This window comes from Salinisphaera hydrothermalis C41B8 (genome assembly GCF_000732535.1).
Lineage (GTDB): Bacteria > Pseudomonadota > Gammaproteobacteria > Nevskiales > Salinisphaeraceae > Salinisphaera > Salinisphaera hydrothermalis.
In genome coordinates this window covers 1-15649 of record NZ_APNK01000051.1, presented here as the reverse complement: position 1 = coordinate 15649, position 15649 = coordinate 1, and the positions used below count along the sequence as shown (strand labels likewise).

General features: G+C 61.8%; 11 protein-coding genes, 1 tRNA gene and 1 pseudogene. All 13 read left to right on the top strand.

Features of this window, described 5'->3' with window-relative positions; all coding sequences use genetic code 11:
• The first annotated feature begins 212 nt into the window (after positions 1 to 212).
• Positions 213 to 288, top strand: a tRNA-Trp gene (locus C41B8_RS18195).
• Positions 289 to 328: 40 nt separating this feature from the next.
• The gene (gene secE, locus C41B8_RS18190; protein ID WP_037341490.1) at positions 329 to 703 is read left to right on the top strand and encodes a preprotein translocase subunit SecE; all 375 of its coding nucleotides are present in this window, start codon (positions 329 to 331) and stop codon (positions 701 to 703) included.
• 16 nt (positions 704 to 719) lie between these two features.
• The gene (nusG, locus tag C41B8_RS18185) at positions 720 to 1253 is read left to right on the top strand and encodes a transcription termination/antitermination protein NusG (RefSeq protein ID WP_037341488.1); all 534 of its coding nucleotides are present in this window, start codon (positions 720 to 722) and stop codon (positions 1251 to 1253) included.
• 80 nt (positions 1254 to 1333) lie between these two features.
• The gene (gene rplK / locus C41B8_RS18180) at positions 1334 to 1762 is read left to right on the top strand and encodes a 50S ribosomal protein L11 (RefSeq protein WP_037341486.1); all 429 of its coding nucleotides are present in this window, start codon (positions 1334 to 1336) and stop codon (positions 1760 to 1762) included.
• Between the two features lie 3 nt (positions 1763 to 1765).
• Positions 1766 to 2461, top strand: a complete 696-nt coding sequence (rplA, locus tag C41B8_RS18175) for a 50S ribosomal protein L1 (RefSeq protein WP_037341485.1) — start codon at positions 1766 to 1768, stop codon at positions 2459 to 2461.
• Positions 2462 to 2723: 262 nt separating this feature from the next.
• A complete protein-coding gene (rplJ, locus tag C41B8_RS18170; RefSeq protein ID WP_037341495.1) occupies positions 2724 to 3245 on the top strand; it encodes a 50S ribosomal protein L10 in 522 nt (173 codons plus the stop codon).
• 58 nt (positions 3246 to 3303) lie between these two features.
• The gene (rplL, locus tag C41B8_RS18165) at positions 3304 to 3684 is read left to right on the top strand and encodes a 50S ribosomal protein L7/L12 (RefSeq protein ID WP_037341484.1); all 381 of its coding nucleotides are present in this window, start codon (positions 3304 to 3306) and stop codon (positions 3682 to 3684) included.
• A 243-nt stretch (positions 3685 to 3927) separates the two neighbouring features.
• Positions 3928 to 8010 carry a DNA-directed RNA polymerase subunit beta gene (rpoB, locus tag C41B8_RS18160; protein WP_037341483.1) on the top strand — a complete coding sequence of 1361 codons (4083 nt, stop codon included), beginning with the start codon at positions 3928 to 3930 and terminating at the stop codon, positions 8008 to 8010.
• 98 nt (positions 8011 to 8108) lie between these two features.
• Complete coding sequence (gene rpoC / locus C41B8_RS18155; RefSeq protein ID WP_051883760.1) at positions 8109 to 12392, top strand: DNA-directed RNA polymerase subunit beta'; 4284 nt, start codon at positions 8109 to 8111, stop codon at positions 12390 to 12392.
• Between the two features lie 127 nt (positions 12393 to 12519).
• On the top strand, positions 12520 to 12894 hold the full coding sequence (rpsL, locus tag C41B8_RS18150) for a 30S ribosomal protein S12 (RefSeq protein ID WP_037341482.1): 375 nt from the start codon (positions 12520 to 12522) through the stop codon (positions 12892 to 12894).
• Between the two features lie 39 nt (positions 12895 to 12933).
• A complete protein-coding gene (gene rpsG / locus C41B8_RS18145; RefSeq protein ID WP_037341481.1) occupies positions 12934 to 13407 on the top strand; it encodes a 30S ribosomal protein S7 in 474 nt (157 codons plus the stop codon).
• A gap of 51 nt (positions 13408 to 13458) precedes the next feature.
• Positions 13459 to 15573 carry an elongation factor G gene (fusA, locus tag C41B8_RS18140; RefSeq protein WP_037341479.1) on the top strand — a complete coding sequence of 705 codons (2115 nt, stop codon included), beginning with the start codon at positions 13459 to 13461 and terminating at the stop codon, positions 15571 to 15573.
• A gap of 12 nt (positions 15574 to 15585) precedes the next feature.
• Positions 15586 to 15649 (top strand): annotated as a pseudogene (locus tag C41B8_RS21220) (GTP-binding protein); the annotation flags it as partial.

Below are 15649 nucleotides of genomic sequence, written 5' to 3'. Positions count from 1 at the left end.
TCGTGAAGGCGGCCGCACGGTGGGTGCGGGCGTCGTGACCAAGATTACGGCCTGAGGCATTTGCTCTAGGCTGTAGCCCATCGGCCCGCGGCGTGATGCGTCGCGGGCCGATTGGGCTTCAAGGTCTGGTATGATAGATACGCGAGTTGCCAAGCCCGCGATCTGTGGTACCATCCGCGATCTTTTTCGCGGAAAAGAAAAAGTTTGCGTCTAGGTCAGTAGCTCAATTGGCAGAGCAGCGGTCTCCAAAACCGCAGGTTGGGGGTTCGAGTCCCTCCTGGCCTGCCACTTTTAGACGCGTGGTTTTTCGTTTTCGGTCGAGTAGTCGATGGCAGCTCAAGAACAACGTACGGCCAGCGCCCTAGATACGGCGCTGCTATGGCTGGCCATAGTGGTGCTGATCGTCAGCATCGCGGGCTACTACTATTTCACTGCATACACCGACGTCATTCGCGTGCTCGGCATGCTGGCCGGTGTCGTGGTGGCGGCGCTGATCGCCTTTCAGTCCGCGCTCGGCAAGACCGCTTGGTCCTATGTGCAGGGTTCGCGAACCGAGTTGCGTCGCATGGTATGGCCGACGCGACGGGAAACCATGCAGACCACGCTGCTCGTCGTGGTTTTTGTCCTGATCCTTGCGGCGTTCATTTGGGCGCTGGATATCGTCCTCGGTTACGCCGTCACGTTGCTGACCGGTCGCGCCTGAGCGCGGAGCTGTTCTTATGGCCAAGCACTGGTACGTCGTACAAGCCTTTTCGCAATACGAAAAGAAAGTGCGCGATTCCCTCAAGGACTACATCGCACGCAACGGCATGGAGGATTACTTCGGCGAGGTTCTCGTGCCGACCGAGGAAGTCGTGGAAGTGCGCGACGGCCAGCGTCGGACCACCGAGCGCAAGTTCTTCCCGGGCTATGTGCTGGTGCACATGGAAATGAACGACGATACCTGGCATCTCGTGAAGAGCGTGCCGCGGGTGTTGGGGTTCATTGGTGGCACCGCCGATCGGCCGGCGCCGATTTCCGATGCCGAGGCGGATCAGATTCTCAACCGGGTTGAAGAGTCGGTCGACAAGCCGCGGCCAAAGACGGTGTTCGAGCCGGGTCAGGAAGTGCGGGTCATCGACGGTCCGTTCGCGGACTTCAACGGCGTGGTCGAGGAAGTCAATTACGAAAAGAACCGCCTGCGCGTCGCGGTCACCATCTTCGGTCGCTCGACGCCGGTGGATCTGGAATTCGATCAGGTCGAGAAGACCTGATCCGGTCGCGCTGCCGCATAGCGTAAAGACAGGGAGCCCGGGCCGGTCCCGTGGCGCGAGTACCTGAAAAGGAGTAGGTAATGGCTAAGAAAGTCACCGGATATATCAAGCTGCAGATTCCGGCCGGCAAGGCGAATCCGAGCCCGCCCGTGGGGCCGGCGCTGGGTCAGCACGGCGTGAACATCATGGAATTCTGCAAGGCGTTCAACGCCGAGACGCAGGACATCGAGCCGGGTCTGCCGATTCCGGTCGTGATCACAGTGTTCTCCGACCGCAGTTTCTCGTTCATCAAGAAGACGCCGCCTGCGTCGATCCTGCTGAAGAAGGCCGCGAACATTTCGTCGGGTGCGGCGGATCCGTTGCGCGATAAGGTGGGTACGGTGACCCGTGCCCAGGTCGAGCAGATCGCTGAAACCAAGTGGCCGGACCTGAACGCGGCCGATATGGAAGCGGCGGTTCGTATCATTGCCGGTAGCGCCCGCTCGATGGGCATCAAGGTGGAGGGCTAAGCCATGGCGAAAGTATCCAAGCGCAAGGCGGCCATCCGCGATCAGATCGACCCGGTCAAGGTTTATCCGGTGGATGAGGCCCTGGACCTGCTGAAGAAGCTGGCCAGTGCCAAGTTCAGCGAGACCGTGGAAGTCGCCGTGAATCTCGGGGTCAACGCTCGCAAGTCGGATCAGAACGTGCGTGGCTCGACCGTGATGCCCAATGGCACCGGAAAGAGCGTTCGCGTTGCGGTGTTCACCCAGGGTGATAACGTCGAGAAGGCCAAGGCGGCTGGTGCCGACATCGTCGGATTGAACGATCTGGCCGAGCAGGTTCAGGCCGGCGAGATCGATTTCGACATGGTCGTGGCGACGCCCGATGCCATGCCGGTGGTCGGTCGTCTCGGTCAGATTCTGGGTCCGAAGGGTCTGATGCCGAACCCGAAGACGGGGACGGTCACCGCCGATGTGGAAACGGCGGTCAAGAATGCCAAGGCCGGCCAGGTGCAGTATCGCACCGACAAGGCGGGCATTATTCATGCCCCGATCGGTAAGATCGATTTCGACAATCAGGCGCTGCTCGAAAATCTGGCCGCCCTGATTCAGGACTTGAAAAAAGCCAAGCCGGCCAACGCCAAGGGTGTTTACTTCAAGAAGGTTTCGCTGTCGACGACGATGGGCCCCGGTTTGACCGTGGACCATTCGGGAGTCGCAGCGTAGCGAATCGAAATGCCCGGGGTTCGCTCCGGGCATCGCAAGTTCTTTGTAGCGCAGCCCGCTCCGCGATGGCTGCGTCGTCAAAGACCGCCAGGCGAACCGGGCCGTCCGGTTCTTAAAGATCGGAAGATCAGCCTGCGCAGATGACGTGTGCGATAACGTCGCGAGACGTATATCGCAGTCGTCGAATGGGTCCGTCGCAAGGCGGATTCAGTCACCGCCGGCGGAGGGCCGTCGGCATGTGTAAGGAGTGATGACTATGGCCATGAGTTTTCAAGCCAAACAGGCCATGGTGGCAGAAGTCAGCGATGTGGCGACCCGCGCGCATTCCGCCGTTCTGGCGGAATATCGCGGTCTCACCGCAGGTCAGATGGATCAGCTTCGCATCAGCGCTCGCCACGGCGGCGCCTATCTGAAGGTGGTCAAGAACAATCTGGCCAAGCTGGCGGTCAAGGGTACGGACTACGAATGCATGAGTGATGCGTTCGCGGGCCCGGTGATTCTCGGCTTTTCGCTGGAGGATCCGGGTGCGGCGGCACGCGTTATCAGTGAGTTCGCCAAGTCCCATGAAGCCCTTAAAGTCACGGCGGTCTCGTTCAATGGGCAGTTGCTGCCCGGCGATCAGCTGGACCGTCTGGCGAAGCTGCCGACCCGCGACGAAGCGCTGGCCCAGCTGATGCGCGTCATGAAGGCGCCCATCGACAAGCTGGCCCGCACGACGCGCGAGCCGGTCGCCCAGACTGCCCGTGCCATGGCTGCGGTCCGCGATCAAAAGCAGGCTGCTTGATTACCCGAGTTGTTGAATTGGATCGATTGATCCCAATCTATTGAACAGGAGCTATACAATGGCTGCTACGAAGGAAGAAGTACTCGAAGCGATCTCCGAAATGTCCGTGATGGACGTGGTGGAGCTCGTCGAGATGATGGAAGAGAAGTTCGGCGTGTCGGCCGCGGCTCCGGTCGCGATGGCGGCTGGCCCGGCTGCTGGCGGTGAAGCCGCTGCTGCCGAAGAGCAGACCGAGTTTGACGTCGTGATGACCAGCTTCGGCGACAACAAGGTTGGCGCCATTAAGGCCGTCCGCCAGATCACTGGCCTGGGCCTGAAGGAAGCCAAGGAAATGGTCGAAGGCGTGCCGGCTACGCTGAAGGAAGGCGTGGAGAAGGCCGAAGCCGAGCAGATGAAGAAGGACCTTGAGGAAGCCGGCGCCACGGTGGAACTCAAGTAATCCGGTCTTTTACGGCTGGGAAAACGCACAACGAGTTGATCAATACGATAACTTGACGCGTTTGGGAAAATGGCTGGTAGCGCATGACGCTGCCGGCCTTTTCCCGTTGCCGCTGCATTCGAAACCTGCAGTGTGATCCGGTGTCCTCGATGGCCGGCTCAGACTGGAGCTTTTGACAAGTTCGCGCTACCCGCCGCGAGAGTGCCCCACTCGCGGTCCGTCCAACCAAGAGGGTTGAGTGACATGGCCTACTCGTTTACCGAGAAAAAACGAATCCGCAAGGATTTCGCGAAACAGCCGTCGGTGTTGGAGATGCCGTTTCTCCTCGCCACGCAGATCGATTCCTATCGCCAGTTCCTCCAACAAGGTCTCGATGCGGACAAGCGGGCCGATGCCGGGCTGCATGCCGCCTTCAATTCGGTATTCCCGATGGCGAGCCATTCGGGTAGTGCCGCGCTGGAATACGTCGGCTACCGGCTCGGTCAGCCGGTGTTCGACGAAAAGGAATGCCGTGTCCGCGGCATGATCTACTCCGCGCCGCTGCGCGTGACCGTGCGTCTGATCATCTACGACAAGGACAGCAAGGCCAACCCGAAGCCGGTCAAGGACATCAAGGAGCAGGAAGTCTACATGGGCGAAATGCCGCTCATGACCGACACCGGCACCTTCATCATTAACGGCACCGAGCGGGTCATCGTCAACCAGCTGCATCGGTCGCCCGGCGTGTTCTTCGATCACGACCGCGGCAAGACGCACAGCTCGGGCAAGTATCTGTATTCGGCCCGCGTGATTCCGTATCGCGGCTCCTGGCTGGACTTCGAATTCGATCCGAAGGATAACGTCTACGTCCGTATCGACCGTCGCCGCAAGCTGCCGGCGACGATCCTGCTGCGCGCGCTGGGTTATGACACCGAGCAGATGCTCGAGATGTTCCACGAAACCAACATGTTCCATCTCACCGACAAGGGTGTGGAAATGGAACTGGTGCCCGAGCGTCTGCGCGGCGAAACCGCAACCTTCGATATCAAGGCCGGCGACGACGTCGTGGTCGAAGAAGGTCGCCGCATCACCGTCCGCCACATCAAGAAGCTCGAAGACGCCGGTGTCTCCAAGCTGGAAGTGCCGTCGGATTATCTGATCGGCAAGATTCTGTCGCGCGCCATCATCGACACCGATACCGGTGAAGAGCTGGCCGCGGCGAACACCGAGATCACCGAGGAGCTGGTCGAGGCGTTCCGCATGGCCGGTATCGTCGATGTGCCGACGTTGTACATCAACGACCTGGATCATGGCCCGTACATCTCCAGCACGCTGATGCAGGATCCGTCCACCTCGCAGCTCGAGGCCATGGTCGAGATCTATCGCATGATGCGGCCGGGCGAGCCGCCCACCAAGGATGCCGCCGAGAACCTGTTCGACAATCTGTTCTTCAACGAAGAACGCTACGATCTGTCGGCGGTCGGCCGCATGAAGTTCAATCGTCGTCTGGGCCGGGAGTCGGCCGAGGGCGAGTCGGTGCTGTCGAATGAAGACATCATCGACGTGCTCAAGGAACTGGTCTCGATCCGCAACGGCGTCGGCCAGACCGACGACATCGATCATCTCGGTAACCGTCGCGTGCGCTCGGTCGGCGAGATGGCGGAAAACGCCTTCCGTACCGGCCTGGTGCGCGTCGAGCGTGCCGTGCGCGAGCGTCTGTCGGTGGCCGAATCCGAAGGCCTAATGCCGCAGGACCTGATCAACGCCAAGCCGGTAGCGGCAGCGATCAAGGAGTTCTTTGGCTCCTCGCAGTTGTCGCAGTTCATGGACCAGAACAACCCGCTGTCCGAGGTCACGCACAAGCGTCGCGTGTCCGCGCTCGGCCCGGGCGGTCTGACCCGTGAGCGTGCCGGCTTCGAAGTGCGTGACGTGCATCCGACCCACTACGGCCGTATCTGCCCGATCGAGACGCCGGAAGGCCCGAACATCGGTCTGATCAACTCACTGTCGGTTTATTCGCGGACCAATAAGTACGGCTTCCTCGAAACGCCGTATCGCCGCGTCGAGAACGGCGTGGCCACGGAAGAGATCGAGTATCTCTCGGCCATCGAGGAAGGTCGCTACGTCATTGCCCAAGCCAACGCCAAGGTCGACGAGAGCGGCCAGTTCACCGACGAGCTTGTGTCTTGCCGTTTCCAGGGCGAGTTCACGATGTCGGCGCCGGACAAGGTCCAGTACATGGACGTCTCGCCGAAGCAGATCATGTCGGTGGCGGCCTCGCTGGTGCCGTTCCTCGAGCACGACGACGCCAACCGCGCGTTGATGGGCTCGAACATGCAGCGTCAGGCCGTGCCGTGTCTGCGGGCGGACAAGCCGCTGGTCGGCACCGGTATCGAGCGCAAGGTCGCGATCGACTCCGGTAACGCCGTGACGGCCCGCCGTGGTGGTGTGGTCGACAAGGTCGACGCCTCGCGCGTGGTGGTTCGGGTGCATGACTCGGAAACCTCGGCCGACGAGTCGGGTGTCGATATCTACAACATGGTCAAGTACACGCGTTCGAACCAGAACACGTGTCTGAACCAGAAACCGCTGGTCTCCCCGGGCGACGTCATCGAGCGCGGCGACGTGCTGGCGGATGGGCCGTCCACCGACATGGGCGAGTTGGCCCTGGGTCAGAACCTGCTGGTGGCCTTCATGCCCTGGCACGGCTACAACTTCGAGGACTCGATCCTGATCTCGGAGCGGGTGGTCGAGGAAGATCGCTTCACCTCGGTGCATATCGAGGAGCTGACCTGCGTGGCCCGCGAGACGAAGCTCGGGCCGGAAGAGATCACCTCGGACATTCCGAATGTGAACGAGGCCGCGCTGTCCAAGTTGGACGCGTCGGGCATTGCCTACATCGGTGCCGAGGTGAAATCCGGCGATATCCTCGTTGGCAAGGTGACGCCGAAGGGCGAAACCCAGCTCACGCCGGAGGAAAAGCTCCTGCGGGCCATCTTCGGCGAGAAGGCGTCGGACGTGAAGGATTCGTCCCAGCGTGTTCCGCCGGGCATGGACGGCACCGTGATCGACGTCCGCGTGTTCACGCGTGACGGTGTCGAGAAGGATGCCCGCGCCCTGTCCATCGAAGAAGACGAGATGGACGAGGTGCGTCGTGATCTGGCCGACCAGCAGCGTATCTTCGAGGACGATCTGTTCGATCGCCTGCGCAGCATGCTGCTGGGCAAGATCGCCGACGGTGGTCCGAACAAGCTGAAGGCCGATACCAAGATCACGGCGTCGTATCTCGACGACCTGGATCGTGGGAAGTGGTTCGATATCCGTCTGCACGACGAAGAAGCGCAGGCGCAGCTCGAATCCGTCGCGCAGCGGCTCAAGGACCAGAAGGCCGATTTCGAGCGTCAGCTGGCCTCGAAGAAGGAAAAGATCACGCAGGGCGACGAACTCGCGCCGGGCGTGCTCAAGATGGTCAAGGTCTATCTGGCGGTGAAGCGTCGCGTGCAGCCGGGCGACAAGATGGCCGGTCGGCACGGCAACAAGGGCGTGATCTCGCAGATCGTGCCGGTCGAGGACATGCCGTATCTCGAAGACGGCACCCCGGCCGACATCGTGCTCAACCCGCTGGGCGTGCCGTCGCGCATGAACATCGGGCAGGTGCTCGAGACCCATCTAGGCTGGGCCGCGCGCGGCATCGGTCTGCGGGTCGGCGAGATGCTCGAGCAGCAGAAAGCGATCGGTGAGATTCGGGAATTCCTGAAGAAGGCCTACCATGTGGAAGGCGGTACTCAGGAAGATGTCGATCAGCTCACCGACGAGGAAATGCTGACGATGGCCCAGAATCTGGTCGGCGGCATGCCGACGGCCACGCCGGTGTTCGACGGTGCCAACGAGGACGAGATTCGCGAACTGCTGAAGTTGGCGGGTCTGCCCGAGTCGGGTCAGGCGAACCTGATCGACGGCCGTACCGGCGAGACCTTCGACCGTCCGGTGACCGTGGGCTATATGTACATGCTCAAGCTCAACCATCTGGTCGACGACAAGATGCACGCGCGTTCGACCGGGCCGTACAGCCTCGTGACCCAGCAGCCGCTGGGCGGCAAGGCTCAGTTCGGCGGCCAGCGCTTCGGCGAGATGGAGGTCTGGGCTCTGCAGGCGTACGGTGCGGCCTACACCCTGCAGGAAATGCTCACCGTCAAGTCGGACGATGTCGCCGGCCGTACGCGGATGTACAAGAGCATCGTCGATGGCGATCACAAGATGCACGCCGGCATGCCGGAGTCCTTCAACGTTCTGACCAAGGAAATCCGTTCCCTGGGTCTGAACATCGAACTCGAGGAAGACGATTAGTGAGATGCGTTGAAACGGTCGGTGCCCGGCACCGGCCGTTCGCGCGGCCCAACCCGCCGCGTGCGTTGCAAGCGACATCTCACGATCCGGAGTAGGACATGAAAGATCTGCTGAATCTGTTCAAGAGCCAGGATGACGTCGAAGAGTTCGACGCTATTCGAATCAGCCTGGCTTCGCCCGAGACCATCCGTTCCTGGTCGTACGGCGAGGTCAAGAAGCCCGAAACCATCAACTACCGGACCTTCAAGCCGGAGCGCGACGGCCTGTTCTGTGCGCGTATCTTCGGCCCCGTGAAGGATTACGAGTGCCTGTGCGGCAAGTACAAGCGGATGAAGCATCGTGGCGTCATCTGCGAGAAGTGCGGCGTCGAGGTCACCCAGACCAAGGTGCGTCGCGAGCGCATGGGTCATATCGACCTGGCGGCGCCGGTTGCCCATATCTGGTTCCTGAAGAGCCTGCCGTCCCGTATCGGTCTGCTGCTCGACATGCCGCTGCGCGCGATCGAACGCGTGCTGTATTTCGAAGCCTATGTCGTGACCGATCCGGGCATGACGCCGCTCGAGCCCTATCAGCTGCTCTCGGAAGAAGAGTATCTGGATACGGTCGAGCAGTACGGCGACGAGTTCACGGCCAAGATGGGCGCGGAAGCCGTGCTCGACATCCTCAAGAACATGGACATGGGCGCCGAAGCCCAGCGCATGCGCGAGGAGTTGGGCGCGACCGGTTCGGCCACCAAGATCAAGCGCCTCGGCAAGCGCCTCAAGCTGCTGGAGTATTTCCAGCAGTCGGGTAACAAGGCCGAGTGGATGATCCTGCGCGCGCTGCCGGTGCTGCCGCCGGACCTGCGTCCGCTGGTGCCGCTGGACGGCGGTCGTTTCGCGACGTCGGATCTCAACGATCTGTATCGTCGTGTGATCAACCGCAACAACCGTCTCTCGCGCCTGCTGGATCTCAACGCGCCGGACATCATCGTGCGCAACGAAAAGCGCATGCTGCAGGAGTCGGTGGATGCGCTGATCGACAACGGCCGTCGCGGTCGGGCGATCACCGGTTCCAACCGTCGCCCGCTGAAGTCGCTGGCCGACATGATCAAGGGCAAGCAGGGCCGGTTCCGTCAGAACCTGCTCGGCAAGCGCGTCGACTACTCGGGCCGTTCGGTCATCGTGGTCGGTCCGACGCTGAAGCTGCATCAGTGCGGTCTGCCCAAGAAGATGGCGCTCGAGCTGTTCAAGCCGTTCATCTATTCCCGCCTGCAGCGTCTGGAGTATGCCTCCACGATCAAGGCGGCCAAGAAGATGGTCGAGCGCGAAGAGCCGGAAGTCTGGGACATGTTGGAAAACGTGATCCGCGAGCATCCGGTGCTGTTGAACCGTGCCCCGACCCTGCATCGTCTGGGTATCCAGGCGTTCGAGCCGGTGCTGATCGAAGGCAAGGCGATCCAGCTGCACCCGCTGGTCTGCACCGCCTTCAACGCCGACTTCGACGGCGACCAGATGGCCGTGCACGTTCCGCTGTCCATCGAGGCACAGCTGGAAGCGCGCGTGCTGATGATGTCGACCAACAACGTGCTGTCGCCGGCCTCCGGCGCGCCGATCATCGTGCCGACGCAGGACGTCGTGCTCGGCCTGTACTGGATGACGCGCTCGCGTGTGAACCAGAAGGGCGAGGGCATGACGTTTTCTGACCCGGCCGAGGTGCATCGCGCCTATGACGCCGGCCAGGTTCACCTGCAGGCGCTGATCAAGGTTCGTCTCGACGATGTCGACATGGACGAGGACGGCAATACCACGCCGATCACGCGGGTGGTGGAAACCACCGTCGGCCGCGCGATGCTCTACGACATCCTGCCGCCGGGCCTGCCGTTCGCGATGATCAACCAGGAGCTGGGCAAGAAGACGGTCAGCGAGGTCATCAACCAGGCGTATCGCAACGTCGGTCTCAAGGAGACCGTGGTGTTCGCCGACCAGCTGATGTACACCGGCTTCCGCATGTCGACCAAGGCCGGTATCTCCATCGCCGTCGGCGATATGGTGATCCCGGAAGAGAAGCAGACCGTGCTGGCGCGTGCCGAAGACGAGGTCAAGGAGATCGAGGACCAGTACACCTCCGGTCTCGTGACCCAGGGCGAGCGCTACAACAAGGTCATCGACATCTGGTCGCGTGCGAACGAGCAGATCGCGAACGCCATGATGGACAAGCTCGGTCTGGATGAAGTCGTGGACGGCGAGGGCAACCCCGTCGACCAGACGTCGTTCAACTCGATCTTCATGATGGCGGATTCCGGCGCCCGTGGTAGTGCGGCCCAGATTCGTCAGCTGGCCGGCATGCGTGGTCTGATGGCCAAGCCGGACGGCTCGATCATCGAGACGCCTATCACCGCCAACTTCCGTGAAGGTCTGAACGTACTGCAGTACTTCATCTCCACCCACGGTGCGCGTAAGGGCCTGGCCGATACGGCGCTCAAGACCGCCAACTCGGGTTACCTGACCCGTCGTCTGGTGGATGTGTCGCAGGACGTGGTCATCACCGACGTCGATTGCGGCACCGAGGTCGGCATTCCGATGTATCCGATCGTCGAAGGCGGCGACGTGGTCGAGCCGCTGCGCGAGCGGGTGCTGGGCCGTGTTCTGGCCCGCGACGTGGTCGACCCGGCCGACAACACGACCCTGATCGATGCCGGCACGCTGCTCACGGAGCGCGAGGTCGACAAGCTGGAGGTTAACTCCATCGATATGGTGCACGTGCGCAGCCCGATCACCTGCGAGGCATCGTTCGGCGTGTGCGCCCAGTGCTACGGTCGTGATCTGGCGCGCGGCGAGCGTGTCTCGATCGGCGAATCGGTTGGCGTTATCGCCGCGCAGTCGATCGGCGAGCCGGGCACGCAGCTGACGATGCGTACGTTCCACGTGGGCGGTGCTGCCTCGCGAGCGGTGTCGGCCGACGGCGTCGAGACGAAGAGCGATGGCACGGTTAAGCTCCACAACATCAAGACCGTGGAGCACGCCGAGGACGGCCATCTGGTGGCGGTCTCGCGTTCGGGCGAAATCGGCGTCATGGACGAGAACTACCGCGAGAAGGAACGCTACAAGATCCCCTACGGCGCGCGTCTGCACGTCGGCGAGGGTGACGCGGTCGAAGCCGGCAAGCGTTTGGCCGACTGGGATCCGCATACCCATCCGATCATCTCGGAAGTCGCCGGTAAGGTGAAGTTCGAGGAGTTCATCGAGGGTGTGACCGTCCAGCGTGAGATCGACGAGATCACCGGCGTGTCCACGCTGGTGGTGACTGAGCCGAAATCGCGTGGCCAAGGCAACAAGGACCTGCGTCCGGTCATCAAGCTGCTGGATGCCGACGGCAACGAGCTGAACTTCCCGGGCACCGAGATCCCCGCGGCGTACAGCCTGCCGCCCAAGGCCATCGTGGTGGTCGAGGACGGCGAGGAAGTGGTGGTCGGTGACGTCACCGCCCGCATTCCGCAGGAGTCGTCCAAGACCCGCGACATCACCGGTGGTCTGCCGCGTGTTGCCGATCTGTTCGAAGCGCGCAAGCCCAAGGTGCCGGCCATCCTGGCCGAAGCCGCGGGTACGGTGCGCTTCGGCGAGGCGACCAAGGGCAAACAGCGCCTCAAGATCGTTGACGGCGACGGCTACGAGACCGAGCTGCTGGTACCCAAGTGGCGTCAGATCAACGTGTTCGAGGGCGAGTACGTCGAGAAGGGCGAAATCGTCTCCGACGGCGAGCCCATGCCGCACGACATCCTGCGTCTCCAGGGTATTCCGAAACTCGCGGACTACCTGGTCAAGGAGATTCAGGACGTCTACCGGCTGCAGGGCGTGCGTATCAACGACAAGCACATCGAGGTGATCATTCGCCAGATGCTGCGCCGGGTCGAGATTGTCGACGCGGGCGATACCAAGTTCCTGCAAGGCGAGCAGACCGAGTACCAGGCGGTTCTCGACGAGAACCGGCGGGTCGAGGCCAAGGGCGAGCAGCCCGCGACCTTCGAGCGTCTGCTGTTGGGTATCACCAAGGCGAGCCTGTCGACCGAATCCTTCATTTCGGCGGCCTCGTTCCAGGAAACCACGCGCGTGCTCACGGAAGCCGCCGTGCGCGGTGCCCGGGACGATCTGCGGGGTCTGAAGGAGAACGTCATCGTGGGCCGTCTGATTCCGGCAGGCACCGGTCTGGCGTACCACGAGCAGCGTCGCCGCGAGCGGATGAGCCCGCTGGACCTCCAGGGCGCTCTGCCGGCTACTCGCGGCGAGGCGGCCGAGCAGGCCGTCGAGATGACGGCCGAAGTCGGCGCCGACGCCGAGGATGCGCTCGATCGCGCGGATGCCGGTTCGCATAACGCGGACCCGGCTGGCGACGAGCAGAACTGATGGCGCTACGGGGCAGCGGCGTGACGGTTGACATTGTCACGTCGCTGCCTTAGTATCCGCCGTCCTCTTCTGGCAGCCCGGAGCCCCGGGCTGCCTTATATTTTTAGATTAAGATCAGGGTGACGACGTGTCTACGGTCAACCAATTGGTCCGTAAGGGCCGCAAGGACAAACGGCAGAAAAATGACGTGCCGGCGTTGCAGGGCTGCCCGCAGAAGCGTGGCGTCTGCACCCGCGTCTATACCACCACGCCGAAGAAGCCGAACTCGGCTCTGCGTAAGGTCGCGCGTGTGCGCCTGACCAACGGCTACGAGGTGGCGAGCTACATCGGTGGTGAAGGCCACAACCTGCAGGAACACTCGGTCGTGCTGATTCGCGGCGGTCGTGTGAAGGACTTGCCGGGTGTGCGCTATCACACGGTGCGCGGTGCGTTGGACGCCTCGGGCGTGGAAGCGCGTCGTCAGGGTCGTTCGAAGTACGGCGCCAAGAAGCCGAAGTCGTAAGTCGGCCGCCTCCTTTCAAACGAACAGGTAACGTAAGCTATGTCCCGTCGTGCATCCGCCCCGCGCCGTGAAATCCTTCCGGATCCGCGCTACAACAGCGAGCTTCTGGCCAAGTTCATGAACATGATCATGGAAGACGGCAAGAAGTCGAAGGCCGAGATGATCGTCTACGGCGCGCTGTCCCAGATCTCCACCAAGAAAGGCACCGACGAGCCGATCGAAGTGCTTGAAGAAGCGCTCGACAACGTCCGCCCCGCGGTCGAGGTCAAGTCCCGTCGTGTCGGTGGCGCCACCTACCAGGTGCCGGTCGAAGTTCGCGCGGTTCGTCGCACGACGCTGGCCATGCGCTGGATCATCGATTCGGCCCGCAAGCGTGGCGAAAACACCATGGCACGCCGTCTGGCCGGCGAGCTGATTGATGCCTCCGAGCATCGTGGCGCCGCGGTCAAGAAGCGTGAGGACACGCATCGCATGGCCGACGCCAACAAGGCGTTCTCGCACTTCCGCTGGTAAGACGCGCGATTTTCCGCGCGCACCATTTCGCAAGAGCTACAAGAGATCCTCATGGCCCGGAAGCATCCACTCGAGCGTTATCGCAATATCGGCATCATGGCTCACATCGATGCCGGCAAGACGACGACGACCGAACGTGTTCTGTACTACACCGGCATCTCCCACAAGATGGGTGAGGTGCATGACGGCGCGGCCGTGATGGACTGGATGTCGCAGGAGCAGGAGCGCGGCATCACGATCACCTCGGCGGCCACCACCTGTTTCTGGCAAGGCATGGAGCAGCAGTACCCCGAGCAGTATCGGATCAACATCATCGATACCCCGGGCCACGTGGACTTCACCATCGAAGTCGAGCGTTCGCTGCGTGTGCTCGACGGCGCGGTGTGTGTGTTGGACGCCAACGCCGGTGTCGAGCCGCAGACCGAAACGGTCTGGCGTCAGGCCGATAAGTACCACGTGCCGCGCATCACGTTCGTCAACAAGATGGACAAGCTCGGTGCGGACTACTGGCGCTGCATCGACATGATGAAGAAGCGCCTGGCCACCTATCCGGTGACCATCCAGCTGCCGATCGGTGCCGAGGACGAGTTCGAAGGCATCGTCGATCTTATTCGCATGCAGGCGATCTACTGGAATCAGGAAGACGCTGGTCGGACCTTCGAGGCGCGCGAGATCCCGGAAGATCTCAAGGCCGACGCCCAGAAGTATCGCGAAGAAATGATCGAGGCCGCAGCCGAAGCCGACGAAGAGATCATGGAAATGTATCTCGAGAACGGTGAGCTGACGGACGAGCAGATTAAGTCCGGTCTGCGCAAGCGTGTCATCAATAACGAGATCACGCTCTGCCTGTGCGGCACCGCCTTCAAGAACAAGGGCGTGCAGGCAATGCTGGACGCCGTGATCGACTACCTCCCGTCGCCGACGGAAGTGCCGCCGATTAAGGGTCAGGACGCCAACGATCCGGAAAAGACGATCGAGCGTCATGCCTCTGACGAAGAGCCCTTCGCTGCGCTGGTGTTCAAGATCGCCACCGACCCGTTCGTCGGTTCGCTGTCGTTCATTCGCGTGTACTCGGGCGTGCTCTCCTCCGGCGACTCGGTCTACAACCCGATCGAGAACAAGAAAGAGCGCGTGGGTCGCATCCTGCAGATGCACTCGAACACGCGGGAAGAGATCAAAGAAGTGCGCGCTGGCGATATCGCCGCCGTCGTGGGTCTCAAGAACGTAACCACGGGTTACACGCTGTGTGCCCCGGACTCCCAGGTCATTCTTGAGCGCATGGAGTTCCCGGAGCCGGTGATCGCGGTCGCCGTCGAGCCGAAGTCGAAGTCCGACCAGGAAAAGATGGGTGTGGCCCTGTCGAAGCTTGCGCAGGAGGATCCGTCCTTCCGTGTGCGTACCGACGAGGAAACCGCGCAGACCATTATTTCCGGCATGGGTGAGCTGCATCTCGAAATCATCGTCGACCGCATGAAGCGAGAGTTCGGTGTGGAGGCGAATGTCGGCGCGCCGCAGGTGGCCTATCGCGAAACCATTCGCAAGCAGGTCGAGCAGGAAGGCAAGTTCGTTCGTCAGTCGGGCGGCCGTGGTCAGTACGGTCACGTGTTCCTGCGCATCGAGCCCCAGGAAGAAGCCGGCGCCGGCTACGAATTCGTCAACGCGATCGTTGGCGGTGTGGTGCCGAAGGAATACATTGGCGCGGTCGACAAGGGTATCCAGGAAGCGATGACCAACGGCGTGGTCGCCGGTTACCCGATGGTCGACGTCAAGGTCACCTTGTACGACGGTTCGTACCACGATGTTGACTCCAACGAGGCGGCGTTTAAAATAGCCGGCTCCATGGCGCTCAAGGACGGCGCGCGCAAGGCATCGCCCGTGCTGCTCGAGCCGATGATGGATGTCGAGGTGGTGACGCCCGAGGAGTACATGGGCGACGTCATGGGCGATCTCAATCGACGTCGTGGCAATCTGAAAGGCATGGAAGATATTCCGACCGGTAAGCAGCTTTCGGCTACGGTCCCGCTGTCGGAGATGTTCGGTTATGCGACTGATCTGCGCTCGATGAGTCAGGGTCGCGCTACTTACACCATGCAATTCGACAATTATGCAGAAGCGCCGCGGAACATCGTTGAGGCGCTGACTCGCAATCAACCGGAAAAGGCATAAGAGGAAGTCGCCGTGTCCAAATCAAAATTCGAGCGTAGCAAGCCGCACGTCAACGTCGGCACGATTGGTCACGTGG